Source organism: Psychrosphaera algicola, assembly GCF_028401425.1.
Taxonomy (GTDB): domain Bacteria; phylum Pseudomonadota; class Gammaproteobacteria; order Enterobacterales; family Alteromonadaceae; genus Psychrosphaera; species Psychrosphaera algicola.
The window spans coordinates 4,055,431-4,080,603 of record NZ_JAQOMS010000002.1 but is presented as its reverse complement, the minus strand read 5'-3'; the positions used below and the strand labels follow the sequence as shown (position 1 = coordinate 4,080,603).

Below are 25,173 nucleotides of genomic sequence, written 5' to 3'. Positions count from 1 at the left end.
ACAATGAAGTTAGGAAATACAATGACAGAAGCAATTCAATACATTAATGGTGAGTGGCAAGCGGGCACCGGCCCTATTTTCAATTCGATTAACCCCGCCAATGATATTCGCATATGGCAAGGTGCTTCAGCATGTGCAGACTTAATTGATGTCGCTGTTAAGTCGGCACGCCATGCATTTTTAGATTGGTCAGATATGACCTTCGACGCACGTATTTCTATCATTACCCGCTTCGCTGAATTGTTAAAAGAGAATACCGATCACCTCGCTGCAATTATTGCTCAGGAAACGGGTAAAGCACTGTGGGAAAGTAAAACTGAAATCGGTGCAATGGTGGGTAAAATTGCCATTTCGGTCAAGGCCTACAATGAACGTACGGGTTCAGTGACCAATGACATTCCGGGGGCAACCGCAAAATTACGTCACAAACCACATGGTGTCGTAGCGATTTTTGGTCCTTATAATTTCTGAGCCACCTACCAAATGGACATATTGTGCCAGCGCTTATTGCCGGCAATACCGTAGTATTTAAGCCATCGGACTTAACACCGTTAGTTGCCGAAGAAACCGTTCGCCTGTGGCAACAAGCGGGGCTACCTGCAGGTGTACTAAATCTTGTGCAGGGCAAGGTCGAAACCGGAAAGGCTTTGGCGTCTCATATCGGTATCGACGGCTTGTTTTTTACCGGCAGCTCAGCCACTGGACATTTGTTACACGAGCAGTTTGCGGGCAACCTAGGTAAAATTTTGGCATTGGAAATGGGTGGCAATAACCCGCTTATCGTTAAAGATGTGAAAAACATCGACGCTGCCGTTCATGACATTATTCAATCGGCATTTGTTACGACGGGACAGCGCTGTACCTGTGCTCGCAGATTGTTTGTTGAAAAAAGTGCCAATGGCGATGCGATTTTAGCCAAGCTAATTGACGCTACAAATAACATCAAAATTGACGACCCATTCGCCGAACATCAACCTTTTTTGGTTCAATGATTTCAAAACAAGCCGCTGCAGGGATGGCAATTGCCCAGCAGAAAATTGTTGAACTTGGTGGTAAAGTATTAGTTGAATTGCAGCACACAAATACGGATACCGGCTTTGTAACCCCGGGGATCATCGACGTTACACATGCCAATCCACTGCCAGATGTAGAACACTTTGGACCACTTTTAAAAGTCTATCGTTATACTCAATTTGACCAAGCCATTAATGAAGCGAATAATACGTCGTTTGGATTGTCAGCCGGTTTTATTGGTGATTCGCAAGATGATTACGATCTGTTTTTCAAACACATTCGAGCTGGTATTGTAAATTGGAATAAACCGACCACAGGTGCGTCAAGTGCAGCGCCATTTGGTGGTATAGGTGCCAGTGGCAACCACAGAGCGAGTGCTTACTACGCTGCTGACTACTGTGCCTACCCAGTCGCATCGGTAGAAGCAACAGAAGTGAGTTTACCGGCAACCTTGTCGTCAGGCTTATCTATTTAACCTAATTTAGCTAATTAATATTTCCGGATTTAAGGACACACACATGCATAACAACGTGAACGAACTCTTTGACAATTTGTGGCAGAACTACCTAACCGTTACACCTTCAGCCAATAAAATTCATCAATTACTTGGTTCAACACAGCAAGACGACATTGTTAATGACCATATTGCGTTACGTACGTTTAACCTACCTAAAGTTGGTTTAGATAAACTCGCGGCACACTTTGAAGCTGTAGGCTATAAAGAATGCGGTGAATACCATTTCGACGCAAAATGTTTATACGCTAAGCACTTTGAACACTCAGATCCAAACCAACCAAAAGTATTCATCTCTGAACTGCTCGTAGAAAAGTTCTCAACGCCTTTGCAACAAGTGATAAAAACGCTTGTAGATAACATTGATGCGTCAGCTGTCACCGCCGATAACTTCTTATATTCGGGCCGCCATTGGGAGCTAGATTCTACAACTTACGATATGCTGTTAGAAGAAAGTGAATATGCTGCTTGGACCGCTGCTTGGGGTTACCGTGCAAATCACTTTACGGTGAACGTAAATACCCTAAAGGACTTCGATACTCTTGAATCGGTCAACGACAAATTGAAGGCCGCTGGTTTCCCACTGAATACAACGGGTGGTGAAATAAAAGGTTCTGCTGAGGTGTTATTGGAACAATCAGCCACGCTTGCGGATGACGCTACTGTTGAATTTACCGACGGTAACAAAACCATTCCGAGTTGTTTCTACGAATTTGCACTGCGATATGAAATGCCAAACGGTAAACTTTATACCGGTTTTGTTGCAGCTTCTGCTGACAAAATATTTGAAAGTACAAACGCACGCTAGAATGATTAAACGGACTTTACCTTGTAAAGTCCGATTTAACTTATGGCATCGTGTTTTGTTGTTCGAAGCCTTATTTTTTGTTCCCCTCTTTTTCAAGCAGCCTTTTTTAGGACAGCCCTTTTTATTCAAGCAGTTGTTTATTAAATGGCTTTTTTAATTGGTTTTCTTAAAAGCCTAAACCTATTCCACAAAAATGCATTTCAGGCAAAGAAAACAATTTATCTTGAGCCTAATAAACGTCAAAAAATTTGGCTGTTAACTGGATTGGCATTCGCTAGAAACAAAATCCATTTGCGCATTTGCACATAAAGCCAGACAATACGTTAAATTGTGAGCCAAGTTCAAATATTTGGCTCTGCCATATTCGACCTTTGCCCAAAATGGAAATCCAATGTTAGACAGTTGCAGCGCGCCAAGTTTGCTCCCCGTTAATGATGCCTTAGCTAAATTACAATCCGCAGTTCAGTCGGTAACCTCAACTATTAAAATCAATATTGATGACAGCGACGGCAGAATATTAAGTGAAGATGTTGTTGCCACCGTTAATGTCCCTCCGGTAAACAACTCCGCAATGGATGGATATGCGGTAAACTTAGTTGACTTAAGCTCTGACAAACCAAAACATTCCAGCAACATAAACTTAGTAGTTGTGGGTGCAGCAATGGCGGGAAAACCTTATACCGGGCGGATAAATAAAGGCGAATGCATCCGAATAATGACGGGCGCGCCGGTACCTACTGAGTGTAATGCAGTCGTTATGCAGGAAAATGTCGTTCGCCAAGATGATGTTATAACGCTTTCAAAAGTACCTGTTTTACACGGCAACATTCGCTTTTGTGGCGAAGACATTAAAACCGGCGAAACGCTATTTTCTGCCCGCCATAAAATTCGCAGTGTCGACATTGGTATGATGGCCTCACTCGGAATTGCCAACGTGACTGTTTTTCAACCGTTAACCGTTGCGGTATTTTCCACTGGTGATGAACTCAAATTACTTGGCGAAACGTTGAATGTCGGCGATATATACGACTCAAATAGACAAACCATAAAAGCCATGCTCAAACGTTTAAATGTCGACGTTATTGACCTTGGTGTTATTCCTGACAATGTTGAGGCGATTAAAAATGCCTTTATCAAGGCCGATCAGGACGCCGACGCTATTATTAGCTCGGGTGGCGTATCCGTTGGCGACGCGGATTTTACCAAAGATGTTTTATCTGAAATTGGCGACATCAACTTTTGGAAAGTCGCAATGAAACCAGGTAAACCATTTGCCTTTGGCCTGTTACCAAACAGCGTATTTTTTGGCTTACCGGGCAACCCCGTTTCCGCCACCGTCACCTTTGATATCCTAGTTGCGCCGACCATTATCAAAATGATGGGGGCCTTGCCAACCCCTAATATGGAGCTCACCGCAACCACACTTACGGCGCTAAAAAACGCCCTAGCCGAGCTGACTTCCAACGCGGAGTCGCGTCAGTTAATCAACAAGGTCAACTAGAAGTCACGGCGCTAAATTCACAGGGTTCCGGTATTTTATCGTCTATGTGTAATGCTAATTGCTACATTTTGCTAACTCAAAATGACGGCCGAATCGAAGCTGGTGCACAGGTGAAGATCAGGATGTTTAATTCCCTACTCGCCTAGCTAAAAAATAAGTTTAGCGACATTACCAACTAAGCACTAAGTCAAATCACTGGCTTAAATCGGCATTCAATGCCGGTTTTTCGCTAAAGATAACTAAACATTAATTGCTGAAAATTATGTCTATAAACTGCGCTTAATTTGATCAAAAAAACTTAATGCCACCGGTGGCAATTGAGTTAAGTTTACGTTAAAATCCGGCCATAATTTTAATTATCAGATTGGAGCCCTCTATGAAAATCGCTTTAATGAATGAATTTAGCCAAGCGGCAAAGAACCCTATAGTACTAACGCAACTTGAAGAAGTCGCACAACTACAAAACCATCAAGTATTTAACGTTGGTATGGACGGCGATAACGACCACAGATTGACTTACATTCACCTTGGTATCATTGCCAGCTTATTGTTAAACAGTAAAGCCGTAGACTTTGTCGTGACCGGTTGTGGTACAGGTCAAGGTGCCCTAATGGCAACAAACGCATTTACAGGTGTGGCGTGTGGATATTGCATTGACCCTTCAGATGCGTATCTTTTTGCCCAAATTAATAACGGCAATGCCCTTGCCCTGCCTTTTGCTAAAGGATTTGGATGGGGTGCTGAACTTAATATTAAATACATTTTTGAAAAAGCGTTTTCTGGCGAAAAAGGTCAAGGTTACCCTGCTGAGCGGAAAGAGTCTCAAGTGGCCAATGCTGGAATTTTGTCTCAGCTTAAATCTGCCGTTGCAAAAGATTACCTTGATGCACTAGAAGCCATTGACCCTGAGCTAATTAAACAAGCGATTGGCGGACCTCGTTTCCAAGCGTGTTTCTTTGAAAACTGTAAAGATGAGCAAATAGCGCAATTTGTTCAAGCGAGACTGTAACTACCAGCAAGTTTACATGTAACGATACCCTGATGATGTTGTTGGTGTTTTTGTTGTGGTATTGCCGACCTTCAAGTCTGCATTTGTTATGACATAACTCAATGGCTAATCCTTTAAGGAGAGAAAATTACTTAGGTAATTCCTCTCCTTTTTTTGCTCAGTTAAACATTTGAATTACTAAAAATGGCTTTATCAAATTCATCAACAAGGTTATTTGACCCCATCACGACAGGGACTCGCTGATGCAAGCTTGTCGGTGGTAATGCCATTATCCGTTTACCGTGGGCCGTTGCTTTACCGCCAGCTTTTTCAATTAACATTGCAAGCGGGTTTGCTTCATATAATAAACGGATCTTTCCGTTCTCATTGCCAGCACGGGCATCGCTTGGATAATGAAAAACACCACCTTTTATCAAAATTCGGTTAATGTCTCCGACCATGGCGCCGTTGTACCTCATAGTCACGTCTTTATAGTCTTCTGACGAATACAAAACTTGGTCAAAGTAGTGTTGCACACCTTCCTGCCAATAACGGTAGTTAGCCATGTTTGCGGAAAACTCCATGCTATCTTGCGACAACGTCACTTCTGGCACCGTAAGTAAGTATCCACCATGGGTTAGATCCAGCGTATAACCTCTTGTCGGGCCTCCCGTTGTCATCATCAGATAGGTTGAAGGGCCATACAAAACATAGCCCGCACAAACCTGTTCAGTGCCTAATTGCGCAAATTGCTCTGGACTGTTTGCCGCAACATCATCCCTCGCCCTATAGATGGTAAATATGGTGCCTATTTGACCATTTATATCGATATTTGACGACCCATCTAATGGGTCAAAGGCGACAATATAAGGAGCGGTCGAATGAACAGGCACTACAAATTCTTCTTCTTCCGACGCAATTGACCGCACTGAATCATCGTCGCTTAACATGTCCTTTAATAATTGGTTTGCCAATACATCGAGCTTTTTCTGTACCTCACCTTGAATATTTTCATCCAAGGTCGAACCTAATACGCCAGATAATTCGCCTTGGCTCACGCGAAATGCAATTTCTTTGGTTGCCGCTAATATCGTGCGGATAAGTAAAATAAGGTCGAGTTCAACTCCGTCTTTTTTAATGTAGGGATCAGTCTTTCCATGTTTATTGCCACCTATTGAGACAATTAAGGTCAACAAAGCTTTGCTCAAGTCGAGTTGTCATACTTTGCTCAACGCGGCGTAACCATTGCCTAGGATCGTAGTATTTTTTATTCGGTTTATCATCCCCATCAGGGTTGCCAATTTGGCTTTGTAAATATTCTTCATATTGCTGATAATAATTGAGAATACCCATCCAAGCCGCCCATTGAGTATCTGTATCAATATTCATTTTCACTACGCCATACTCAATCGACTCAGCAATTAACTCCGGCTCAGATCCTGAGCCACCATGGAATACAAAATTGAGCGGGTTGTGTGCTAAGTTGTATTCATGTTCTACAAAGGATTGTGAGTCGCGAAGAATTTTAGGCGTGAGCTTAACGTTACCGGGTTTATAAACTCCATGCACATTGCCAAATGACGCGGCAATAATAAAGTTGTCCGATATTGCACTGAGTTTTTTATAGGCGTAGGCCACATCTTGCGGTTGCGTGTATAAATCAGAAACATCTAACGATGAGTTATCAACGCCGTCTTCCTCACCGCCGGTACAACCGAGTTCAATTTCTAGCGTCATACCGATTGCGCTCATGCGTTTTAAATATCGTTGGCAAGTGTCGATATTGTCTTCGAGTGATTCTTCAGATAAATCGATCATGTGTGAGCTAAACAGCGGCTTGCCGGTTTGTTCAAAATGTCGTTCACCTGCATCGAGTAATCCATCTATCCAGGGCAATAAATTGCGAGCTGCATGGTCGGTATGCAAAATGACAGGTACACCATATAACGGGGCAACTTGCTGAACATAATGGGCGGCGGCGATTGCACCTATGATTGAAGGTTGATGCCCTTCTAATCCAATCCCTTTGCCACAAAAAAACTCGCCCCGCCGTGCGAGAGTTGCACGATTACCGGCGAACTTACGTTAGCTGCCGTTTCTAACGTCGCATTTATCGAATTGGTTCCGGTCACATTGACGGCTGGGATGGCGTATCGGTTTTGTTTTGCGTCGGCAAATAATTGCGATACGTTTTTGCCAAAAACTACCCCTGCTGGAATGTTGGGTATGTGTTCTTTTGCCATAATATCACCTCCTCTAGACACCAACTTGTTGGCAGGCTTGAGTGACTTTATGCCATTCATTTGCAACAACCCACTTTGTGTCAGCAACCCAAGTTCCGCCCACTGCAAAGCAATTGCCAAGCGACAAGTAGTCAGCTTTGTTAGCTTGGTTAACACCACCAGTTGGGCAAAAATAAGTGTCTGAAAACAATCCCGACATCGCTGCGATAAATTTAGCGCCACCGGCCAACGAAGCGGGAAACAACTTAAGCTCTTTGAAGCCAAACTCTCGTGCAGTGAGAATGTCGGCTACATTTGCCACGCCGGGCAACACGGGTACACCACATTCAGCTAATTGAGCACCTAAACTCGGTGTAATCGCCGGCGTCACAATAAAGTCTGCTCCAGCATTAATTGCTCTTTTTAGTGAGTCAGTGCAAACAACGGTTCCCGCCCCGACAATCATGTCTGGAAACGCTTTTTTATTGCAATCATTGCTTGCAGTGACGCTTCTGTGCGAAGAACAACCTCGACCAGATGGATGCCGCCTGCGCGCATCGCTTTTGCTACTTGGACGCCTTGTTCTACTGTTTCGGCTTGAATAATAGGCAAAAGCACTTGCTCAGCCATTAATGAACGAAATGATCTCATGTGTGTACCTGTTTTTTTGTGTGTGTTTTGTGTGTGTGATTGTGTTTCAGCTTTCACTGTTTGACTTGCCAATCTAGGCAGGTCGGTAATCATTGATGAGTCGAAAAGCCCAGAGCGATTGAGCTGAAGAATCATCGAGCTAAAGAACTATCAACAAATGCTTCCTAGTTATTGATTGACCTTAAACTTGTCAAACTCATGGGATTTAAGATGTTGCTTTAAATAATCAGACAAGCTTTCTAAACTTTGCTTTGGCTGCCATTTATTATTAAAAACCCATGACGCCAATGTCGGATGTTCTTCTGTTAATACATCGCTGGTTCTAAAGTTTGACTCTAGCCATGGATAGTCATTGTCAGACGTATTGTTTTCAAAAAAGTAACGTTGACCATAGAGATTCGCACGCTCTTTATTTTTGTTGTTATATCGTTTTCTAAATATTGGTTTGTCTGCCATGTTTTTTGAAAACGTCGAATTTAGTAAATAAAACTGGGCATCATAATGATGTCGAGCTAACCAAAAGCCAGGGATGCCGTCAAACTTACTGTCGCTCACAACAAGCTTGTAATTGGGGTCTAGTTCTCCGTCATGCCAAATCGTGGCGGCTTGTTTTTGATTATAAAATGTTGAATTTTCAATAAGCGCCGTTCCGCGCGGACAGACAAAATCCACATGACCTTCAAAATAACAGTGGGAGTGATAATATTGACCATGTTTATTCCACAGACTCAAGGTGTCGGCTCCACCGGTGATAATATTGCAGTTATGCGTTATGATCCTGTCGCTAAGTTCAAAACCTCGAACCGCAAATTGATGTTCATGATCACCTGTGACTAAACCATATTCATTAATAATCGATAAGTTCACTAACGTGACGTCAGAGGCGTTTATATTGACCGTCGCCGCCCCCCAATCAGATGGGTGTGTTTCGCGCCACGTTGAACGTAAAACAGAGGTTTTTATTATGGTATTTTTTGCTGACTGCCCAACTAAAGCTATCTTATTTCGGGTTATAAAAATCCGTTCGTTGTAAATGCCATCTTCAATAAAGATCACAGTTTGAAGGGCTTTTGAACTGTCATCTATTGCGCTTTGAATACTTTGATAAGCTTGGTTCTTACCCACTATCAACAATTCAGTGTCACCAGATAATGGCTCAGAACCATAAGGCGTTGACGCTGCAAGTGAGGAAAATAAGCCAATACTAAACAGCAAAAGATACGTGACTGTCACTATAACTTTATTCATCACCAACCTCTTTATAACGCAAGTTGGGTTAAATTAAGTGGCACTATTGCGCCTTTTTGTTGAATGACTTGGCCAGCCACTTTATTGCCTAATTCACCACATCGCCCAACAGGTTTATTAGTTAACCAACCAGCCAAAAACCCGCATTAAACGAATCTCCAGCTGCGGTGGTGTCAATCACATTTTCAATTGGCGTTGTCGGGATATGTAGGGTTTCTCGTTTATGCGTGTGATAACAGCCATTAGCACCGTCTTTTAACACTAAATGTGGAATTTGATGGGTTAATAGGCGTTCACGACAAACTTCAATATTGGCATCACCCCATAACAATTGCTCATCGTCGAAGGTAATTAAAGCCAAATCAGCAATAGGGTAAACGAGGTTATAAAACATTTGAGCGGTTTGTTTATCGGCCCAGAGCTTTGGTCGGTAATTGCCGTCAAAAATTATTTTGGCACCTTGTTGTTTTAATGCTTTAAGAGCATCTATGAGTTGAAATTTGTCTTTGTCTGGCAATATCGCTAAAGATATCCCAGACAAAAATAGCGTGTCATATTCACTTAGCTTTTCGAAAACGGCCGTTAAGTCTTTGTGTCGCATCAAATACCGAGCAGCGGAGTCGTTACGCCAATATTGGAATGTACGCTCGCCACTGTTGTCGTTTTCAATCATGTACAAACCAACTTGACGCTTTGGGTCAATCAATACCAAAGTGGTATCGATGCCAACATCTTGCCAGCGGCCAATAATCGCCTTAGCTTAACCCATCTTCGCCCATTGCTGTGACATAACTCACTAAGCCAGTATTTGGTAAAATTGTCTTTAGGTATAACGCGGTATTGAGCGTATCGCCGCCAAAACTTTGTTGCATTGTACCTAATGCACGGCCGGATATTTCAGCCATACATTCACCGACAATGGCAAGTTTAAACTCGCTCATTACAGCGTCACTCCTTTCTTCCAAATAGCAACTTCGCGTATTTCATTAAGTTCGTTTTTCACCTGCTCGCCATTACAAGCTCTAACTAACAGGTCGATAAATTCAGCTAACAAATCTTCCATACTGGTATCGGTAACTAAGCGGCCGGCGTCAAAGTCAATCCAGTGGCGTTTTTTGGTTGCCATTTCACTGTTTGTTGCAATTTTTAAGGTAGGAACCCAACCACCATAAGGTGTGCCGCGACCTGTGGTAAACAACACCATATGACAACCACTCGCTGCTAAAGCACTCGTTGCGATAGCATCATTGCTCATAGGCATCAAGTAGGTTTAAACCTGGTTGAGTCATGATCTCGCCATATTTTAAAACGGCTTGAACCGGACTTAAGCCCGCTTTTTGAGTACAACCCAAAGACTTATCTTCTAACGTGGTTATACCGCCATTTTTATTGCCCGGTGACGGGTTTTCATAAATAGGTTGATTGTGATCTTTGTAATACCGTTTAAAGCCATTCACCATTCCAACTAAGTCATTGAAGGTTTCTTCGTCTTTGCAGCGCGACATTAAAATGGTTTCTGCACCAAACATTTCTGGTACTTCGGTTAATACGGTTGTGCCGCCGCGGGTAATTAAAAAGTCCGAAAACTGACCTAACAATGGATTTGCTGTGATGCCCGATAGCCCATCACTGCCGCCACATTCGAGTCCAAATTTAACTTCTGATAAACGTCCTTTTTCACGTTTATCGTGCTGCATTTTAAGATAAATCTGTTCCATCATTGCGACGCCAGCTTCCACTTCGTCTTCCACCATTTGGGTAACCAAAAATTTCACCCGGTCTTTGTCATAATCACCAAGTCCATCTTCGAAAACCACAACCTGATTGTTTTCACAGCCAAGGCCTACGACTAATGCGCCACCGCAATTGGGGTGTTTTGCCATATTTTGCAGCAATACCCGAGTTGTTTCTAAGTCATCACCGAGTTGCGAACAACCAAATTGATGTGGAAATGCAAACACCCCGTCGATTGCCAAATCTTTGTGCCGACGGGTAAATTCTTTCACCATTTGGGCGGTCATGCCATTAACACAGCCGACGGTAGGGATAAGCCATAGCTCATTTCTTATGGCGACATCGCCATTGGCACGACGATAAATTTGCACTTCTGGCGAGTCGTCAGCAGCAAAGTTTGAGGTGATGTTTTCAGGCTGGTATCGATATTCCAATTCATCTTTTAAATTTGTTTTCACATTATCCGTGTGAACCCACTGACCTGCCGCTATTGGTGATATTGCATGACCTATTGGTGCGCCATATTTAATAACGGCTTCATCAACGGCGATATCGATAAGTGCAACTTTGTGGCCTTTTTCAATATCGCTAATTGGCGTTACTGATGTCTCGCCATCATGATACGTTTGGCCCTTAACCAACGGGGCCAACGCTATTGCGACTGTGTCAGTCGCGTGCAAACGGATAATATGTTTCATTTGTTCTACTTCCAAATCACGTGTTAAAACGTTTAAAAACCGGCTTACGCCTGCAGAGTACGCATTAGCTCTACACGGACTCCGCTGTTTAAAAATGCTGCTAAACTTGACGTGACAGCGAGTGTTAACCCTTCCACGTCGTTTAGGTTTTGCTCCCAGTGCCAACTTGCACCTAGGACACTTTCTACCACCTGTTGCGTTGTCATCGTCCCTTCGGAGTGTTGTTGCCAAACATCAGCAAATAACGCCATCCACTGTGGTGAGTCGCTTAATTCAATTGCTTGACCGTCACGCGTCCCGCGATACATTAATATCTGTGCGGCAATCGCCTGAGCCATCAAAGTCGGTACTTGTTGATGTTTTTCTACAAATGTCAGTAACTGCGGCAAAATTCGGGTATGGAATTTGGTCATACTGTTAAGAGAGATCGACAGCAACAAATGATGGATATACGGATTGCGGAAACGTTTAATCACGTCGTTAGCAAATTGTACCAATTCATCTTTAGGTAAATTCAGTGTCGGTATGATTTCGTCAAACATCAATTTTTCGACATATTGGGTAAACAACTTATCATCCATTGCTTCGCCAACGGCTTCAATTCCTGCCATATAGGCAAGTGGCACTAGTGCCGTATGCGCCCCGTTTAAAATAGCAACTTTACGTTGTTTGTACGGGTAAATATCGTCGACCACTTTGATGTTCAGACTGGTGTTTTTAAACACAAAACATCTTCTAACTCTTTTGGACCTTGGATCACGAAAAAGTGAAAGTACTCAGACGTCACCATAAAGTTGTCTAGATAACCAAGTTTTGTCTGTAGTGCGTCGTGTTCAGAGCGTGGAAAGCCAGTAACAATTCGGTCAACCAACGTGGAGCAAAAATGGTTAGAATCGTTAATCCAGGCGATAAACTGCTCGTCTAACTGCCATAACTGACAATATTGCATTACAATTTCTTTTAGTTTTTCACCATTATAGTCAATTAATTCACATGGGATGATCATCAAGCCAGCATCGGCTGAACCGTTAAAGTGATTAAATCGTTTGTACAACCACTGTGTTAATTTTCCAGGGAATGCTTTTGCTGGTGCATCGCCAAGCTTGTCTGTATCAATAAATTCGATACCAGCTTCAGTTGTATTTGAAAAAATAACGTTTAACGTTTCACATTCCGCCAGCGCCATATATTTATCGAATTCTTTATAAACCGGAATTTCTTCATTTACGCATTCAATAATATCAACTTGTTCGGTGGCTTCACCCGACTCATCAATGCCGCGAACAAGCGTGGTGTAAAGTCCATCTTGAGTGTTAAGAAGAGGCAAAGCATCGTAATCGATTGGACGAATAATGCTGATCCCAGCGTTTAGCCCACTTTCTTTGTTTAAGTGGTTAATTTGCCAGTCGATAAAAGCCCTTAAAAAATTGCCTTCGCCAAACTGCATAATTTTGGTTGGATAGCGCTTAGAAGCGTGGTTTTGTCGATTTAACTGTTTCATTATTTGTCCGATTTGTTACGTATTTTTTCTAACATTACGATATTTTGCCACCGGTGGCAACTTTTTAATTGACATTTTGCCACCGGTAGCAAAGAATACTAATTCATCAATTTTAAGAGCAATGTCTCATTATAAACCTTGCTCCTTTATTAACGAACAATATGTAGGTGTCAGATGGTCAATTCGTTTTTAGCTTAGCAGGTAAAACCGCCCTCGTCACAGGTGCAAGCCGTGGACTGGGTCAGCAAATTGCAATAGGACTTGCACAGCATGGTGCAAACGTTATTTGCAGTAGCAGTCGCCAAGGTGGTTGTGCCGAAACAGTTAACCAGATCATTCAAACTGGCCAACAAGCATATGAAATTAGTGCCGATTTATCAGATAGCCAATCGGTAAAAGGTTTAGCAAAACAGGCATTAGAACACGCGACTAACGTCGACATTTTAGTTAACGTTGGTGGCACGATATTTCGTAGCCCTGCTGTCGATTATCCATTGTCAGAATGGCATAAAGTGATGGCCGTCAACTTAGATGCGAGTTTTCTATTAGCCCAGGAACTTGCCCCAGCTATGATGAAAAAGGGATTGGTAAAATAGTGAATATTGCGTCAATGTTATCTTACTCAGGTGGTATTACCGTCCCTGCTTACACTGCCAGCAAACACGCGGTTGCAGGGCTAACAAAAGCGTTAGCCAATGAGTGGGGGATTAACAACATTCAGGTCAACGCAATAGCGCCGGGTTATTTTAGAACTGACAATACACAAGCGATACAGGACGATCCGGTACGTAACAAAGAAATTGAGAATCGGATCCCTGCAGGCCGCTGGGGCAACCCTGAAGATTTAGTGGGGGCTGCGGTCTTTTTATCCTCTGATGCCAGTAACTATGTAAATGGTCATATTCTCGCAGTAGATGGTGGTTGGTTGGCCCGCTAAATCAACATCGTTATACATACGAATACGCAACAGAAAAGGTTTAGACATGACACAAACAAAATTTGAAAACCGTTATGCCATTGGTCCAAATGAAGTAAAAGGTTTTGATACCGCGCAATTACGTGATGCCTTTTTGGCCGCAAATTTAATGCAAAACGACACCGTCAATTGGATTTATACTCACTATGAACGCTTTATGGTGGGTGGAGCAGTGCCTGTTAACGAGACACTAACGTTAGCAACATTAGATGCGCTGAAGGCGGAGTTTTTCTTGTCCCGTCGCGAACTGGGCATTATTAATGTTGGCGGCAAAGGGACGGTAACCGCCGATGGCGAAGCCTTTGAATTAAATTACAAAGACTCACTTTATTTGGGCAGTGGTAATAGGCACGTTACGTTTCAAAGTTCGGATGCCGCGAATCCTGCTCGATTTTATTTAAACTCCGCACCAGCCCATCATTCTTACTCTAATAAAAAGGTCGAATTTGGTGGTGGAAAACAACTCCAAATGGGCAGTTTAAAAACCAGTAATGAGCGCGACATTAATCAATCTATGATCAACTCTGTAGTTGAAACTTGTCAGCTACAAATGGGCATAACCTGCTTAAAAGAAGGCAGTGTATGGAATACGATGCCAGCGCACCAACATGACAGACGCAATGAAGTGTATTTCTATTTTGAAGTACAACCAGAACAGGCTATTTGTCACTTCATGGGTGAGCCAACCGAAACAAGGCACATCTGGGTTCATAACGAACAGGCGGTGATTTCTCCACCTTGGTCTATTCATTCAGGCTGCGGCACTCAAAATTACAGTTTTATTTGGGGTATGGCAGGTGAAAACCTCGATTACAGTGACATGGATTTCCATGCCCCAGACACATTAAGATAACCAAGGTAAAAACATGCGAATTCTAATAATAATCATCGCGATGTTCACTTTAGCAAGTTGCGGTGAAAAACAGGGTAAGACTCGTCTAACATTAGGCCACACATTGGACACACGTCATGTTGTGCACCTTGCTATGGAATATATGGGGGAGCGCTTACAGCATTACTCTGATGGTCAAATGGAGCTGGTTATTTATCCCGGTGGTCAACTGGGCTCAGAACGAGAAATGATCGAGTTGCTGCAAATTGGCAGTTTGTCTATGACAAAAGTATCCGCCAGTCCGCTTGAAGGCTTCGTACCTGAAATGAAGCTATTCAGTATCCCTTATTTAATTCGCGATCGAGAGCATTTTTGGCGCGTTTTAGATGGCGAAATTGGCCAATCTTTATTAGATAAAACCGCCATAGCTAGACTTAAAGGAATGGGGTATTACGATGCTGGAAGTCGCAGTTTTTATACCTCGGACGCACCAATTCGTAAACCTGACGACCTCCTCGGTAAAAAAATTCGGGTTTTAAATAGCCCAACCGCTATGGCTATGGTCAAAGCGTTAGGTGGCGCCGCGGCGCCAATTGCTTATAGGGTGAATTATATGCGGCACTGCAACAAGGCGTAGTTGACGGTGCTGAAAACAACCCACCGAGTTATTACTTGTCGCGCCACTATGAGATAGCAAAATATTACAGCTTAGATGAACATACTTTTGTGCCTGACATTATTTTAGCCAGCCTGCCAGTTTGGCATTCCTTATCGATGGAGCAACAAGGCTGGTTATCACAAGCGATGCGCGACTCTATTGAGTATCAAAAATCGTTATGGCAAAAAGCGTCAGATGACGCATTAGCCGCGGTAATAAAAGCAGGAGTGGAAGTGGTTTATCCAGATAAAGTGGCATTCCAACAAAAAGTTGCCCCGTTTCACGCCACGTTTGACAACAGCCCAGTTGCCGAACAAATCAAAAAAATTAAAAAGATGTAAGGCGCCGCTGATGAATTCTCTAATCTCAAAAATCAACTATGCACTTGAACGCCTGCTAATGTTAATGATGCTGGCTATTGTTGTCACTGTTAGCTGGCAAGTGTTCTCTCGTTTTATTCTGCAATCTCCGAGTTCTTTTACAGAAGAGCTCTCCCGTTACCTGCTGATTTGGATTGGCATACTCGGCGCAGCTTACGCTTACAAAACCAAAGCGCATCTTGGACTCGACTTGTTTGTTGAAAAATTGCCAACACATATTAAAACCTACGCCCGGCTATTGATCGAAGTGCTGGTCATTATTTTTGCCACCTGTGTCATGATCTACGGTGGTGTCAACTTGGTTGCATTAACGTTAGAACTCAAACAAACGTCAGCGGCCTTAGGGTTGCAAATGGGCTGGGTTTATTCCGTCATTCCTTTATCTGGTGTACTCATCACGCTATATGCCGTCACCAATCTTCACTCAATCATTAATGATAAGGAGAGTAAATAATGGACATTACAGCCCTAATTTTACTGCTCGTATTTTTTACCATGTTGTTTTTTAATGTGCCTATTTCGATCTGTATTGGTTTAGCCACTTTGGTGTCGCTTTTAATGCACATCGACTTTACACCAGCGACGACAACCATCGCCCAACAAATGGCTGGCGGTATTGATAGTTTTGCATTATTGGCCATCCCATTTTTCATCTTATCAGGCTTAATCATGGGCTAGGGCGGTATTGCAAAAAGATTGATTGAATGTGCAATGGCGTTGATTGGGGCATTACCCGGTGGTCTCGCTTTAGTAAACGTTATGTCATGCATGATGTTTGGGGCAATTTCTGGTTCAGCTGTTGCAGCAACATCTGCAATTGGTAGCTTTATGGTCCCTGAAATGAAAAAACACGGATACGACGAAAACTTTGCCGCAGCCGTTACCGCTTCAGCAGCCACTACGGGAATGCTAATTCCACCAAGTAACATTCTTATCATCTATGCCATCGCAAGTGGTGGTGTGTCGATTGCAGCGTTATTTGTGGCCGGCTACGTACCATAGGCATACTTGTTGGTTTGGCACTTATGACGGTATGTATGTTGTATGCCATCAAGAAAAAATACCCGGTGTCAGCGCGATTACCTTTAAACGTTGTTGCGCAAAAAGTGTTTGCCGCGTTGCCGAGCTTATTATTAGTATTTATCGTAATCGGCGGCATCATTGCTGGTGTTTTTACAGCCACTGAAGCTGGTGCTGTTGCCGTATTATATGCCCTTGGGTTATCGGTATTTATTTACAAAGAAATTTCCACCCAATCGTTACCGGCTTTATTTCTAAAAGCCTGTGAAACAACAGCAATAGTTATGCTAATTATTGGTGCCTCATCTGCGATGTCGTGGTTATTGTCATATGCCCACATACCACAGGGTATAAGCGACTTCTTTCTGCAGTTTAGTGATAACCCAATCGTTATATTATTAATGATTAATTTGATCTTGATTTTAGTTGGTGCGTTCATTGATATGACCCCTGCCGTGTTAATATTTACCCCGATATTTCTACCGGTGGCAGCAGAACTTGGCATGGGCCCTATACAATTTGGTATTATGATGGTATTAAACTTGTCAATTGGGTTGGTCTCACCACCCGTCGGCAGCGTCCTTTTTGTATCTTGTGCTGTAGCAAAAACATCAATTCATAAAATTATAAAGCCGATGATACCGCTTTATTTTGTGATGTTTATCGTCCTTATGTTGGTGACTTACGTCCCTGCTATAAGTGAAACGCTACCAAGAATGCTGGGACTACTTTAATTCTGAAACTAATACTGAAATGTAGGTTTGTCAATTAGTCATAATTGGCAAATTCAAATTGGAATAAAAAATGGAAAGCAAAACCAACGTTACAATTAATGATGTCGCACGAATCGCTGGTGTGTCTAAACGAACAGTGTCCCGTGTTATCAATGGTTCGCCGATGGTCGGAAAAGCCACTCGTGAGCGTGTTGAAGAAATCATTAAAGAAGTTAAGTTTCAGCCAGACAAACAAGCCCGCGGTTTAGCCTCAAATCGTTCCTATTTACTGGGACTCATTTACGATAACCCAGATGCCCTTTACATCGACCAAGTTCAGCGTGGTGCGTTAGATATATGTTCATCTCTTGGCTTTGAGCTCGTTGTTCATCCTTGTCAGTGGCAAAGTGAAGACTTTATTGACGATTGTCTCAATTTCATAGGTCGCTCTCGAGTAGATGGTGTCATTATCATTCCACCGGTTTCAGAAAGTGACTTATTGGCGCAAACGTTCAAGTCCATTAAGTTGCCTTATATCCGTATTGCGTCAACTGACTTAGAAGATAGCGACAACATAGTCATCACTGATGACCGAGCTGCGATGACAGATATTGCCGATCATTTGGTCGACCTTGGCCATAGCAATATTGCAATGATCACCGGTCCCATGACCTTTTGTTCATCACAGGAACGTTTTGAAGGATTTCGAAACGCCCTGCAAAAACGAAATATCGAATTACCACAAAGCCACATACTTGAAGGTGAAAACTCTTACGAAAGCGGTATTGAATGTGCAACGGCATTATTGAAACAAGATCCACGCCCGACTGCTATTTTTGCCAACAATGATGAAATGGCTGCCGGTGCCGTTCGAGCATCAACAGATCTTGGGCTAAAGATCCCTAACGATCTATCTATTGCTGGATTCGATGACAACATAATTGCATCTCGGATCATTCCATCTTTGACCACTATTCGTCGTCCAGTAGAAAAAATTGCGAGCCTTGCCACCAAAAAACTAATCCAATCGATTTCGCCGGATCAAAGTGTAGAAAAGGAAAAAATAGTGGTGAAGCCATACCTAATAACTCGGGAGTCAACCAAACAATGTCCAACCTAACGCAACTTATTCTTTTACCTTTACTACTTATTACTTTCATCACAAGCTGTGCCTTTGCCAATCAAGCGCAGCTAACACCATCCCCATCTGAACCATCAAAAAAACCAGCGATTCAAGCCATCAATATCTTTATGGCTGGTGACTCTACAATGTCTATAAAAGACCCCAAAGACTACCCCGAAACTGGATGGGGCGTGCCATTTGCAACTTTTTTGGTCCGGGTATTAACACAGTTAACTTAGCTAAGAATGGTCGCAGTACACGTACCTTTATCACTGAAGGTTTATGGCAAAACATTGAAGATAATTTGTCGCCTTAGTGATTATGTTTTTATTCAGTTTGGTCACAACGACCAATCAACGCATAAAACAGACCGCTACACGACACCAGCGCAGTACGAAGCCAACATTCGCAATATGATCCAAATCACTCAACAAAAGGCGGAAACGTCATCTTGATGACCCCAATAACCCGTCGTCACTTTGATGACAAAAATATCCTGAAGTTAACCCATCCATACGCGAAAATTGTGAGAGAGATTGCCGAGGATACCGATGTGACTTTTGTTGACATGGAATCATTGACTCGTCAGCATTTTCAGTCTCAAGGTAAAACCCTTTCCGCTCTTAGGTTTATGCATATAAAACCCAATCTGCACCCCAATTACCCAAATGGCATTACCGATAATACCCACTTAAATCAGCTAGGCGCACGGGAAGTTGCACAACTACTATTAACCAATCTACGGGCAATTAATCACCCTTTAATACAACAATTACGAACACCAGATCCGAAACATTTGAAGTATCATTACAAAGGTTTTTAAGGCATAACCATGAAAAATAATAATAATAAAATATCTTTATGTTCATTAATAAAATTAGCATTTATCGGGTTAATGACGAGTACCACACTGAATGCAAAAATACTCGATTTTGGCCCAAATGTACTGACCGCTGATCCATCTGGACACGTATGGAAAGACGGCAGAATGTACGTCTATGTCAGCCACGACATTGAATGCCAAGAAGACTTTCATATGAAAGATTGGTTGGTTTATTCGTCTGACGATCTAGAGCAATGGACCAATCACGGACCGTTTATGTCCCTTGACGATTTTAGTTGGGCCGACAATTACGCCTGGGCCCCCGATGCGGCATATAAAAATGGTAAATATTACGCCGTTCTGCCTGTTGGCACCGGTTTTAAAGATCGCATAAACCCAGAAAAAAGCACCAAATGGATGGGTCTAGGTATGGCGGTAAGTGATTCCCCGACCGGTCCATTTAAAGATGCCATAGGTAAACCGCTTTGGACCAAACCTTATACCAATGATCCAAGTTTATTTATCGACGATGACGGACAGGCTTACCTGTATTTCCACGCGAAAGGATATGATTATCATGTGGTCAAAATGAATGATGACTTGTTAAGCGTTGACGGTGAATTTATCAAAATGGATATGGGCGGTTATACACCAAAAATGGAAGGTCCGTGGGTATTTAAGCGCGGGGATAATTATTACTTCACAATGCCGGAGAATAACCGAGTACTTACTTATTATATGGCAAAATCACCTACCGGCCCTTGGGAATATAAAGGTACCTTTATGGACCAAGAACATAATGCCAATAATCACCATTCAATTGTGCAGTTTAAAGGTCAATGGGTGTTGTTTTATCACCGATGGATAAATGTCTCTGGTAGCTCGTGTCATAAACGACAACGAGTGACTGCGATGGAGCCGATAACATTTAATGCAGACGGTACGATTAACAAAGTACAGCGCACTGATTAACAAAGTCTGTCATCAATGGCTAGGCACTCGACTTAACAGCGCAGTGCCTAAGCGATTTTCAAAGACATTTATTGTCGTTCACATAGTCCGGCCAAGGCTGTAACCAATACTCCTGCTTATTAAGCGGTACCCAGTCTGGTAAGTATGGATTACATAGAAAAAGCGAAGTCCGGTTGTTCAAATCGAGTATATCTAGTGCTGATTTAGCCGTTTGGTTGTTTTCAAAAAATTGTCTAAATTGGCCGGATTCAAACAATATATTTAGCCCAAATGCCAATCGTTCTTTTAGTTTTTCATTCGCTTTATTAACATAAAATACGCTCAAACTAGGATAAATTAAGACCAAGCCCGCCTCTAATTGCACAGGTTTATCGATATATTTATTTAGCTCAGTGACCGTTTCCAACGCCCCTCGTGGGAAATAATCAAAACGATTGTATGTCAACATATCGATAATTGTACTAATACTTCCTGCTTCGACAACTGGCAATTTATTATATTGCAATATTGAGCTATCGGCCCATCCATCGCCCTGTCCAGCGGTGAACGTTGATAATTGCTGTAAATCCTTTATACCTTCAAACTTTGATTGATTACCTTTCTTAATTAGCAACAATCGATACCCGCGCAGGCCATACGAGATAGGAATAGGAACCGCTTCGAAACGCTTATCCCTTTCCTGAGTAACGGTAAATGACCCTACATGTAACTCTTCACCTTGTTCGAGTAAATGTTCAATGCGTTTCAAAGATAATGCATTGTTGACCAATTCTAACTCACAGGGGCCGTAACGAGCTTCGGACACTTCTAATACTTTATGTAAAAGTTGGTATGCGTAATCCAATTCAGCTTGCTTGGTATCCATTTTGGGTGGGAAGTAGAGTTTTACTTTTTACTACGCAGATCCAGTTCACACGCTAAGCCATTAAAACTGGCACATGTGAGCAATATTACAAGCGCAAAAATACCTAAACGAAACAAGCGCATCTCCCGTTGTAACATTTTAAAAAGTCTATCATAAAACCTTAACCTTTGATTTATAAAGAATAATACAACTCTATTTAGTTAGCGCGGTACTATACCATTTTTTGTATTTAATTAGTCAAATCCAAACAGCATAAAGTGAGAGGGTCAAGCTAAAGATGTAATTCCCTCCATAAATGTAATTGGGTGCAATTATCACATTGCTGTCTCGTCCCTAATTGTCGCTAAAAAACCATAAAATATGCTCAGTGGTATTTCCTAAAGCCTAGCTGAATTGTGGGAAATTGGAAATTTGGTGGGCAATTGTCCCTCGTTAGGAACTTATTTTGTCGCTAGAAACGAAGTAATTTGCTTAGATACCGCTGTTAAGTAGGGGTCGAATAACCAAAATGTATGGATAATTTTTGGATACTCTATTAACTGAAAAACGCCATTATGCGTTTCAATCTTGCCTTTAATTACTTCACGGCCAGCAGTAAATCTGTGTTGACCACTGCTGATGACGAGTAACTTTGGGCTTTTATCAGAGACGTATTCGACGGGGGATACTTCAAGCCATTTATTCATTCGCTTGGCATATTCACCGCCTAACCACATTGAAAGAGCGGACTTGTGTCCTTTTTATCTTCGTATTTAAGTGCAAGTTCCGTTGTCGTTGAAAGTAAACCATCCAAGCTAATAACTGCGTTAACCTCATATGGGCTGGAAGTTTTACTGTTAATATTGTCGTGATTAGTTTTAAAACCAACTAAAGCCGCTAAATGCCCGCCTGAAGACCCCCTCCAATCGTGACTGTTTGCGTATTAATGCCTAACAGTTCTTTATTATTGACCAACCAGTCCATAGCAACTTTTATGTCATCAGTTGCTGCTGGGTAAGGCGCTTCGATGGATAACCGATATTCAGGCGTGGCAACGTCAAAACCTTGTTGTGCTAATAGCGTCGCCAGTGGATGAAAGTGAGATTTATTACCCGCTCGCCAACCACCGCCATGGATCAGCACAATAAGTCCTTTTTCTGGCAGCGTAGTTACACGGTGGAAGAGGTCGAGATGCAATTCGCGGTCATCAACAACAGCATATCTTAAATTAAATTGTACGCGCTGCTTTGCGGCGAACTCGATGACAGGCAAGGAAATTGATGGGTCCAATTTTTTATATTTTTCAAACCGCTTTGAAACCGTATAACCATCATCAATTGCAATAGTAGCCCCAAACGAACTAGCTTGAAACATCGATATTGTCAGTAAGAACGCCAATAAAAAAGCCCAGGAGACCTGGACTTCTTTATGCTTATTTTTGTGCCGTATATCGTTATTGGATTGATAACGTTATTAGTCATTATCGCCCGTTTATTTTAATAATTCATACATCGCTAACGACGCTAACATAAACGGTACTGTTCCTTTTGGATCGTTTTTGGCAACTGGCTCATTCATATAATATTGATAACTGCCATCGCGACCAAAACCAAGTCCAGCAACATAACAAATATTTGTTAAACTTATTTCGCCATTGTCATGGACTAAAATAAACTCATTTGTTAACCCTTCATAGGCAAGTTTTGTCATCGGTAGATATTGATTACTGATGATGTTTTTATCAATTGCCTTGGCTAAAAAATACGTAAACATGGCCGATGCACTCGACTCTCGATAGTTACCAACTTGCCCAGCTTTATCGATAACTTGCCACCACGTACCTGTTGCGTCTTGATTTGATTTTAAGGTTTTTGCTAAATCGTTAGAAATTGCAACTAGAGGAGCGCGCAATTCGGTTTCAGACTCATCAATCAAATCAAGTACGTCGACTAGAGCCATTGCTAACCATCCCATACCTCGAGCCCAGAATTCAGGAGACAATCCAGTGTTTTTGTCTGCCCAGTCTTGCTGCTTTTGTTCGTCCCAAGGCATGGTAATAATTACCTGTAGTAGCGTCGCGGAGATATTTATAGGTTAACGTAAACTCTTTAATGACTTCATCTAAACTGTGACCATCTTCAAACATGTTTGAATATTCCGCTAAAAATGGCATGCCCATATAAACGCCATCTAACCAAAGTTGAGAAGTGTATTTTTTCTTGTGCCAAAAAGCCCCTTCAACTGTTTTAGGATGTTCAACTAATTGTTGACGAATTAACGCCGCGGCCTTTTTATACTTTTCGTCTTTAGTGAGTTGGTACAACTTCAAGACAGCACGCCTAGGGGCGACGGCATCGATATTGTAGTTTGATATTTTATAGCGTTTTATGCCACCATCGGCGTCGATAAATGAGCCTGTAATACGATGTAGCGCTTGTTGATACTTTTTATCACCTGTTATTTCCGTGATTTTATTTAAGGTATGCGGGTATAAACCAACAATATCGTATTCAAATTTAGGTAAACGTCGTCGGTTAACATCCCAACCGTCATATTCATAAGTATATGATTTACGGTTAAGTTCACTATCGGCCAGTTTTTTCGCCCATGATAGAGCAACTTCGGCATCGATAGGTGATTGTTTTGCCGTATCACTTAATTTTGTTTTTAGTCTAATTCGTGGTTTAACGGTTAGACGTTCCGCCTGTTGCTTTAAATAAACTTCAAACGCTTGCTTTGTTGCGATGCCACTTTCAGGTTGCCATAACGCTGCAAACGAATAATCAAGTTGTTGCGTATTTTTATTATATGGAATCGAATTTCCTTTGGGAGTCAAAATCGCAAGGTAATTGTGCTTATCTGTCGTAACCTCTTTCAACATTTCTTTACGGAAAAATACTGCCATGCCCAAGTTACTGCCATCGAGCGACTGCGGTCCCCAACTTGCAATATAGGTATATGCTTTGCCTGTGATATCCATATCACCTGTAATGAGTTCTGTATTTTTATGCTTAACGATGCCCGCGGCCATTGTCGCAATTGGAGTTTCAAAATTTAACGTAACGTTGGCTAAGTGACTGCCGGCAGACATAGAAATATTTGCCGCTAAGTCTTGCTTGCCAACGGCACTTTGCCATCCACCATAATTTATCGTAAATGCAGAATAAACATCGCCATTAGCATCGATAGTCACGCCGCGGGTATCCGCTTTAGTAATGCGCTCAACACTATTATCGTGCCATAAGCCAAAACCACCACTACCTAAAGAATCTCCCACTTTCAGGATGTCCATGCCCCAACTTTGTTTCTCATGGTAAGAGTCGTAGCCATCTAAACCAACATTTTGTAATATCGGTTGTTCTGTTAATTTGCCAAAAATGTCAAAGCCATTACGCCAATCGAGATAAACCCGATAACCTACTTTATCAGACTCAATACCTGAGCCCTCATAGCGCAACCAAAATGAATGATCATTGTAGCTTGGTGGCAAGGTTACCGAATCCACATTGACAAAATCACCACCAACGTATTCTTGGTATTTACTATTTGGATAACGAGAATGAGGCTGCCATTTGCCCCCTCTTTTTGAGAGATTTCAGCTTGAGTACGTTTATTTTGAGCAGTTATGTGCGGATTGCTCGTAACAAAAGCGTCAAGCTGAAATGTTTCGCGACTTGCCATCGATGTTAAAACAACAACACCATCTAAGCTTCCGTCAAAATCAGAATCGATCGCCTGAGTATTTAAAACTTGGTCATTTCGTTTAAAAACCATAGCCTTATTAAATTTGACAGGCAATCCCAAATCGTAATAACTAAAATAAATTGACTCATCAGGACGGTCGAATGTTGAAGGGTTATGTACTTCTGCGGTCGCCACTTTAGAGTCATCATGTTTTTCGGAATTTTCCATAGATGAATTTCCGCTGCACCCCATTAACAATGTGAGTGTTG

The 25,173-nt window shown here is 42.1% G+C and carries 25 protein-coding genes and 7 pseudogenes; 15 read left to right on the top strand and 17 right to left on the bottom strand.

Translation table 11 applies throughout. From position 1 onward, the window contains the following. Positions 1 to 21: 21 nt before the first annotated feature. The 5 genes and pseudogenes from astD (at position 22) to PN838_RS22395 (ending at position 4,846) form a co-directional block, all read left to right on the top strand. Positions 22 to 1,489: pseudogene (astD, locus tag PN838_RS22410) on the top strand (succinylglutamate-semialdehyde dehydrogenase). 43 nt (positions 1,490 to 1,532) lie between these two features. Then, positions 1,533 to 2,336 carry a DUF1338 domain-containing protein gene (locus PN838_RS22405; RefSeq protein WP_272182030.1) on the top strand — a complete coding sequence of 268 codons (804 nt, stop codon included), beginning with the start codon at positions 1,533 to 1,535 and terminating at the stop codon, positions 2,334 to 2,336. Between the two features lie 391 nt (positions 2,337 to 2,727). Next, entirely contained in the window at positions 2,728 to 3,837 is a 1,110-nt protein-coding gene (gene moeA / locus PN838_RS22400) for a molybdopterin molybdotransferase MoeA (RefSeq protein ID WP_334313429.1), read from the top strand. Continuing rightward, a pseudogene (locus PN838_RS26705) lies at positions 3,831 to 3,983 on the top strand (molybdopterin molybdotransferase MoeA); the annotation flags it as partial. The gene moeA and the pseudogene PN838_RS26705, both read left to right, overlap by 7 nt. Before the next feature lie 230 nt (positions 3,984 to 4,213). Continuing rightward, complete coding sequence (locus PN838_RS22395) at positions 4,214 to 4,846, top strand: RpiB/LacA/LacB family sugar-phosphate isomerase (protein ID WP_272182029.1); 633 nt, start codon at positions 4,214 to 4,216, stop codon at positions 4,844 to 4,846. A gap of 161 nt (positions 4,847 to 5,007) precedes the next feature. On the opposite strand, the gene PN838_RS22390 is transcribed toward PN838_RS22395, so the two are convergent. The 11 genes and pseudogenes from PN838_RS22390 to PN838_RS22340 form a co-directional block, all read right to left on the bottom strand. Next, the gene (locus PN838_RS22390) at positions 5,008 to 6,018 is read right to left on the bottom strand and encodes a class 1 fructose-bisphosphatase (RefSeq protein ID WP_272182028.1); all 1,011 of its coding nucleotides are present in this window, start codon (positions 6,016 to 6,018) and stop codon (positions 5,008 to 5,010) included. Then, positions 5,987 to 7,068: pseudogene (fbaA, locus tag PN838_RS22385) on the bottom strand (class II fructose-bisphosphate aldolase). Before fbaA ends, PN838_RS22390 begins: the two are co-directional and overlap by 32 nt. A gap of 13 nt (positions 7,069 to 7,081) precedes the next feature. After that, positions 7,082 to 7,698 (bottom strand): annotated as a pseudogene (gene eda, locus PN838_RS22380) (bifunctional 4-hydroxy-2-oxoglutarate aldolase/2-dehydro-3-deoxy-phosphogluconate aldolase). A 168-nt stretch (positions 7,699 to 7,866) separates the two neighbouring features. Then, entirely contained in the window at positions 7,867 to 8,946 is a 1,080-nt protein-coding gene (locus PN838_RS22375) for a pectinesterase family protein (protein ID WP_272182027.1), read from the bottom strand. A gap of 11 nt (positions 8,947 to 8,957) precedes the next feature. Next, on the bottom strand, positions 8,958 to 9,083 hold the full coding sequence (locus tag PN838_RS22370) for a hypothetical protein (protein WP_272182026.1): 126 nt from the start codon (positions 9,081 to 9,083) through the stop codon (positions 8,958 to 8,960). Continuing rightward, the gene (locus PN838_RS22365; RefSeq protein ID WP_272182025.1) at positions 9,068 to 9,658 is read right to left on the bottom strand and encodes a sugar kinase; all 591 of its coding nucleotides are present in this window, start codon (positions 9,656 to 9,658) and stop codon (positions 9,068 to 9,070) included. Before PN838_RS22365 ends, PN838_RS22370 begins: the two co-directional genes overlap by 16 nt. Positions 9,659 to 9,701: 43 nt before the next feature. Next, positions 9,702 to 9,887 (bottom strand): hypothetical protein, encoded by a 186-nt coding sequence (locus PN838_RS22360; RefSeq protein ID WP_272182024.1) that lies wholly within the window; start codon positions 9,885 to 9,887, stop codon positions 9,702 to 9,704. Next, on the bottom strand, positions 9,887 to 10,201 hold the full coding sequence (locus PN838_RS22355; protein WP_272182023.1) for a UxaA family hydrolase: 315 nt from the start codon (positions 10,199 to 10,201) through the stop codon (positions 9,887 to 9,889). Before PN838_RS22355 ends, PN838_RS22360 begins: the two co-directional genes overlap by 1 nt. Continuing rightward, a complete protein-coding gene (locus PN838_RS22350) occupies positions 10,191 to 11,378 on the bottom strand; it encodes a UxaA family hydrolase (protein ID WP_272182022.1) in 1,188 nt (395 codons plus the stop codon). Before PN838_RS22350 ends, PN838_RS22355 begins: the two co-directional genes overlap by 11 nt. A gap of 44 nt (positions 11,379 to 11,422) precedes the next feature. Next, entirely contained in the window at positions 11,423 to 12,103 is a 681-nt protein-coding gene (locus PN838_RS22345) for a mannitol dehydrogenase family protein (protein ID WP_272182021.1), read from the bottom strand. After that, positions 12,082 to 12,879, bottom strand: a complete 798-nt coding sequence (locus PN838_RS22340; RefSeq protein ID WP_272182020.1) for a tagaturonate reductase — start codon at positions 12,877 to 12,879, stop codon at positions 12,082 to 12,084. Before PN838_RS22340 ends, PN838_RS22345 begins: the two co-directional genes overlap by 22 nt. A 167-nt stretch (positions 12,880 to 13,046) precedes the next feature. On the opposite strand from PN838_RS22340, the pseudogene kduD reads away from it, so the two are divergent. The 10 genes and pseudogenes from kduD to PN838_RS22290 all read left to right on the top strand — a co-directional run bounded on the left by kduD (position 13,047) and on the right by PN838_RS22290 (position 20,376). Beyond that, positions 13,047 to 13,816 (top strand): annotated as a pseudogene (gene kduD, locus PN838_RS22335) (2-dehydro-3-deoxy-D-gluconate 5-dehydrogenase KduD). Positions 13,817 to 13,862: 46 nt separating this feature from the next. Continuing rightward, a complete protein-coding gene (gene kduI / locus PN838_RS22330) occupies positions 13,863 to 14,708 on the top strand; it encodes a 5-dehydro-4-deoxy-D-glucuronate isomerase (RefSeq protein ID WP_272182019.1) in 846 nt (281 codons plus the stop codon). Positions 14,709 to 14,748: 40 nt separating this feature from the next. Further along, positions 14,749 to 15,686, top strand: a pseudogene (locus PN838_RS22325) (TRAP transporter substrate-binding protein). A 10-nt stretch (positions 15,687 to 15,696) separates the two neighbouring features. Continuing rightward, positions 15,697 to 16,179: a TRAP transporter small permease gene (locus PN838_RS22320; RefSeq protein ID WP_215965014.1), complete on the top strand. Its 483-nt coding sequence runs from the start codon at positions 15,697 to 15,699 to the stop codon at positions 16,177 to 16,179. Further along, positions 16,179 to 17,479: pseudogene (locus PN838_RS22315) on the top strand (TRAP transporter large permease). Before PN838_RS22320 ends, PN838_RS22315 begins: the two are co-directional and overlap by 1 nt. 70 nt (positions 17,480 to 17,549) lie before the next feature. Further along, positions 17,550 to 18,578, top strand: coding sequence for a LacI family DNA-binding transcriptional regulator (locus PN838_RS22310; RefSeq protein WP_215965016.1), 1,029 nt, complete (start codon positions 17,550 to 17,552; stop codon positions 18,576 to 18,578). After that, complete coding sequence (locus PN838_RS22305) at positions 18,566 to 18,820, top strand: hypothetical protein (protein WP_272182018.1); 255 nt, start codon at positions 18,566 to 18,568, stop codon at positions 18,818 to 18,820. Before PN838_RS22310 ends, PN838_RS22305 begins: the two co-directional genes overlap by 13 nt. A gap of 54 nt (positions 18,821 to 18,874) precedes the next feature. After that, positions 18,875 to 19,036, top strand: coding sequence for an SGNH/GDSL hydrolase family protein (locus PN838_RS22300; protein WP_272182017.1), 162 nt, complete (start codon positions 18,875 to 18,877; stop codon positions 19,034 to 19,036). Beyond that, positions 19,036 to 19,404 (top strand): SGNH/GDSL hydrolase family protein, encoded by a 369-nt coding sequence (locus PN838_RS22295; RefSeq protein ID WP_272182016.1) that lies wholly within the window; start codon positions 19,036 to 19,038, stop codon positions 19,402 to 19,404. Before PN838_RS22300 ends, PN838_RS22295 begins: the two co-directional genes overlap by 1 nt. Positions 19,405 to 19,413: 9 nt before the next feature. Then, positions 19,414 to 20,376 carry a family 43 glycosylhydrolase gene (locus PN838_RS22290; protein ID WP_272182015.1) on the top strand — a complete coding sequence of 321 codons (963 nt, stop codon included), beginning with the start codon at positions 19,414 to 19,416 and terminating at the stop codon, positions 20,374 to 20,376. 58 nt (positions 20,377 to 20,434) lie between these two features. Here PN838_RS22290 and PN838_RS22285 read toward each other — a convergent pair whose 3' ends face one another. The 6 genes from PN838_RS22285 to PN838_RS22260 form a co-directional block, all read right to left on the bottom strand. Further along, a complete protein-coding gene (locus PN838_RS22285; RefSeq protein ID WP_272182014.1) occupies positions 20,435 to 21,241 on the bottom strand; it encodes a transporter substrate-binding domain-containing protein in 807 nt (268 codons plus the stop codon). A gap of 440 nt (positions 21,242 to 21,681) precedes the next feature. Next, the gene (locus PN838_RS22280; protein WP_272182013.1) at positions 21,682 to 21,927 is read right to left on the bottom strand and encodes a hypothetical protein; all 246 of its coding nucleotides are present in this window, start codon (positions 21,925 to 21,927) and stop codon (positions 21,682 to 21,684) included. Between the two features lie 190 nt (positions 21,928 to 22,117). Continuing rightward, positions 22,118 to 22,594, bottom strand: a complete 477-nt coding sequence (locus PN838_RS22275) for an alpha/beta hydrolase (protein ID WP_272182012.1) — start codon at positions 22,592 to 22,594, stop codon at positions 22,118 to 22,120. Positions 22,595 to 22,711: 117 nt separating this feature from the next. Continuing rightward, positions 22,712 to 23,272 carry a glycoside hydrolase family 88 protein gene (locus tag PN838_RS22270; protein WP_272182011.1) on the bottom strand — a complete coding sequence of 187 codons (561 nt, stop codon included), beginning with the start codon at positions 23,270 to 23,272 and terminating at the stop codon, positions 22,712 to 22,714. Beyond that, positions 23,211 to 24,725 (bottom strand): DUF4861 family protein, encoded by a 1,515-nt coding sequence (locus PN838_RS22265; RefSeq protein WP_272182010.1) that lies wholly within the window; start codon positions 24,723 to 24,725, stop codon positions 23,211 to 23,213. The genes PN838_RS22270 and PN838_RS22265 overlap by 62 nt, the downstream gene beginning before the upstream one ends. Beyond that, positions 24,713 to 25,132, bottom strand: a complete 420-nt coding sequence (locus PN838_RS22260) for a DUF4861 family protein (protein ID WP_272182009.1) — start codon at positions 25,130 to 25,132, stop codon at positions 24,713 to 24,715. Before PN838_RS22260 ends, PN838_RS22265 begins: the two co-directional genes overlap by 13 nt. Positions 25,133 to 25,173: the final 41 nt, after the last annotated feature.

What these genes read in the sequence shown, in the direction of transcription:
- PN838_RS22405 (WP_272182030.1), top strand. Translation starts at nt 1,533, where the DNA reads ATGCATAACAACGTGAACGAACTCTTTGACAATTTGTGGCAGAACTAC.
- moeA (WP_334313429.1), top strand. Translation starts at nt 2,728, where the DNA reads ATGTTAGACAGTTGCAGCGCGCCAAGTTTGCTCCCCGTTAATGATGCC.
- PN838_RS22395 (WP_272182029.1), top strand. Translation starts at nt 4,214, where the DNA reads ATGAAAATCGCTTTAATGAATGAATTTAGCCAAGCGGCAAAGAACCCT.
- PN838_RS22375 (WP_272182027.1), bottom strand. Translation starts at nt 8,946, where the DNA reads ATGAATAAAGTTATAGTGACAGTCACGTATCTTTTGCTGTTTAGTATT.
- PN838_RS22360 (WP_272182024.1), bottom strand. Translation starts at nt 9,887, where the DNA reads ATGAGCGAGTTTAAACTTGCCATTGTCGGTGAATGTATGGCTGAAATA.
- PN838_RS22355 (WP_272182023.1), bottom strand. Translation starts at nt 10,201, where the DNA reads ATGAGCAATGATGCTATCGCAACGAGTGCTTTAGCAGCGAGTGGTTGT.
- PN838_RS22350 (WP_272182022.1), bottom strand. Translation starts at nt 11,378, where the DNA reads ATGAAACATATTATCCGTTTGCACGCGACTGACACAGTCGCAATAGCG.
- PN838_RS22340 (WP_272182020.1), bottom strand. Translation starts at nt 12,879, where the DNA reads ATGAAACAGTTAAATCGACAAAACCACGCTTCTAAGCGCTATCCAACC.
- kduI (WP_272182019.1), top strand. Translation starts at nt 13,863, where the DNA reads ATGACACAAACAAAATTTGAAAACCGTTATGCCATTGGTCCAAATGAA.
- PN838_RS22320 (WP_215965014.1), top strand. Translation starts at nt 15,697, where the DNA reads ATGAATTCTCTAATCTCAAAAATCAACTATGCACTTGAACGCCTGCTA.
- PN838_RS22310 (WP_215965016.1), top strand. Translation starts at nt 17,550, where the DNA reads ATGGAAAGCAAAACCAACGTTACAATTAATGATGTCGCACGAATCGCT.
- PN838_RS22305 (WP_272182018.1), top strand. Translation starts at nt 18,566, where the DNA reads ATGTCCAACCTAACGCAACTTATTCTTTTACCTTTACTACTTATTACT.
- PN838_RS22295 (WP_272182016.1), top strand. Translation starts at nt 19,036, where the DNA reads ATGACCCCAATAACCCGTCGTCACTTTGATGACAAAAATATCCTGAAG.
- PN838_RS22290 (WP_272182015.1), top strand. Translation starts at nt 19,414, where the DNA reads ATGAAAAATAATAATAATAAAATATCTTTATGTTCATTAATAAAATTA.
- PN838_RS22285 (WP_272182014.1), bottom strand. Translation starts at nt 21,241, where the DNA reads ATGGATACCAAGCAAGCTGAATTGGATTACGCATACCAACTTTTACAT.
- PN838_RS22280 (WP_272182013.1), bottom strand. Translation starts at nt 21,927, where the DNA reads ATGAATAAATGGCTTGAAGTATCCCCCGTCGAATACGTCTCTGATAAA.
- PN838_RS22275 (WP_272182012.1), bottom strand. Translation starts at nt 22,594, where the DNA reads ATGTTTCAAGCTAGTTCGTTTGGGGCTACTATTGCAATTGATGATGGT.
- PN838_RS22270 (WP_272182011.1), bottom strand. Translation starts at nt 23,272, where the DNA reads ATGCCTTGGGACGAACAAAAGCAGCAAGACTGGGCAGACAAAAACACT.
- PN838_RS22260 (WP_272182009.1), bottom strand. Translation starts at nt 25,132, where the DNA reads ATGGAAAATTCCGAAAAACATGATGACTCTAAAGTGGCGACCGCAGAA.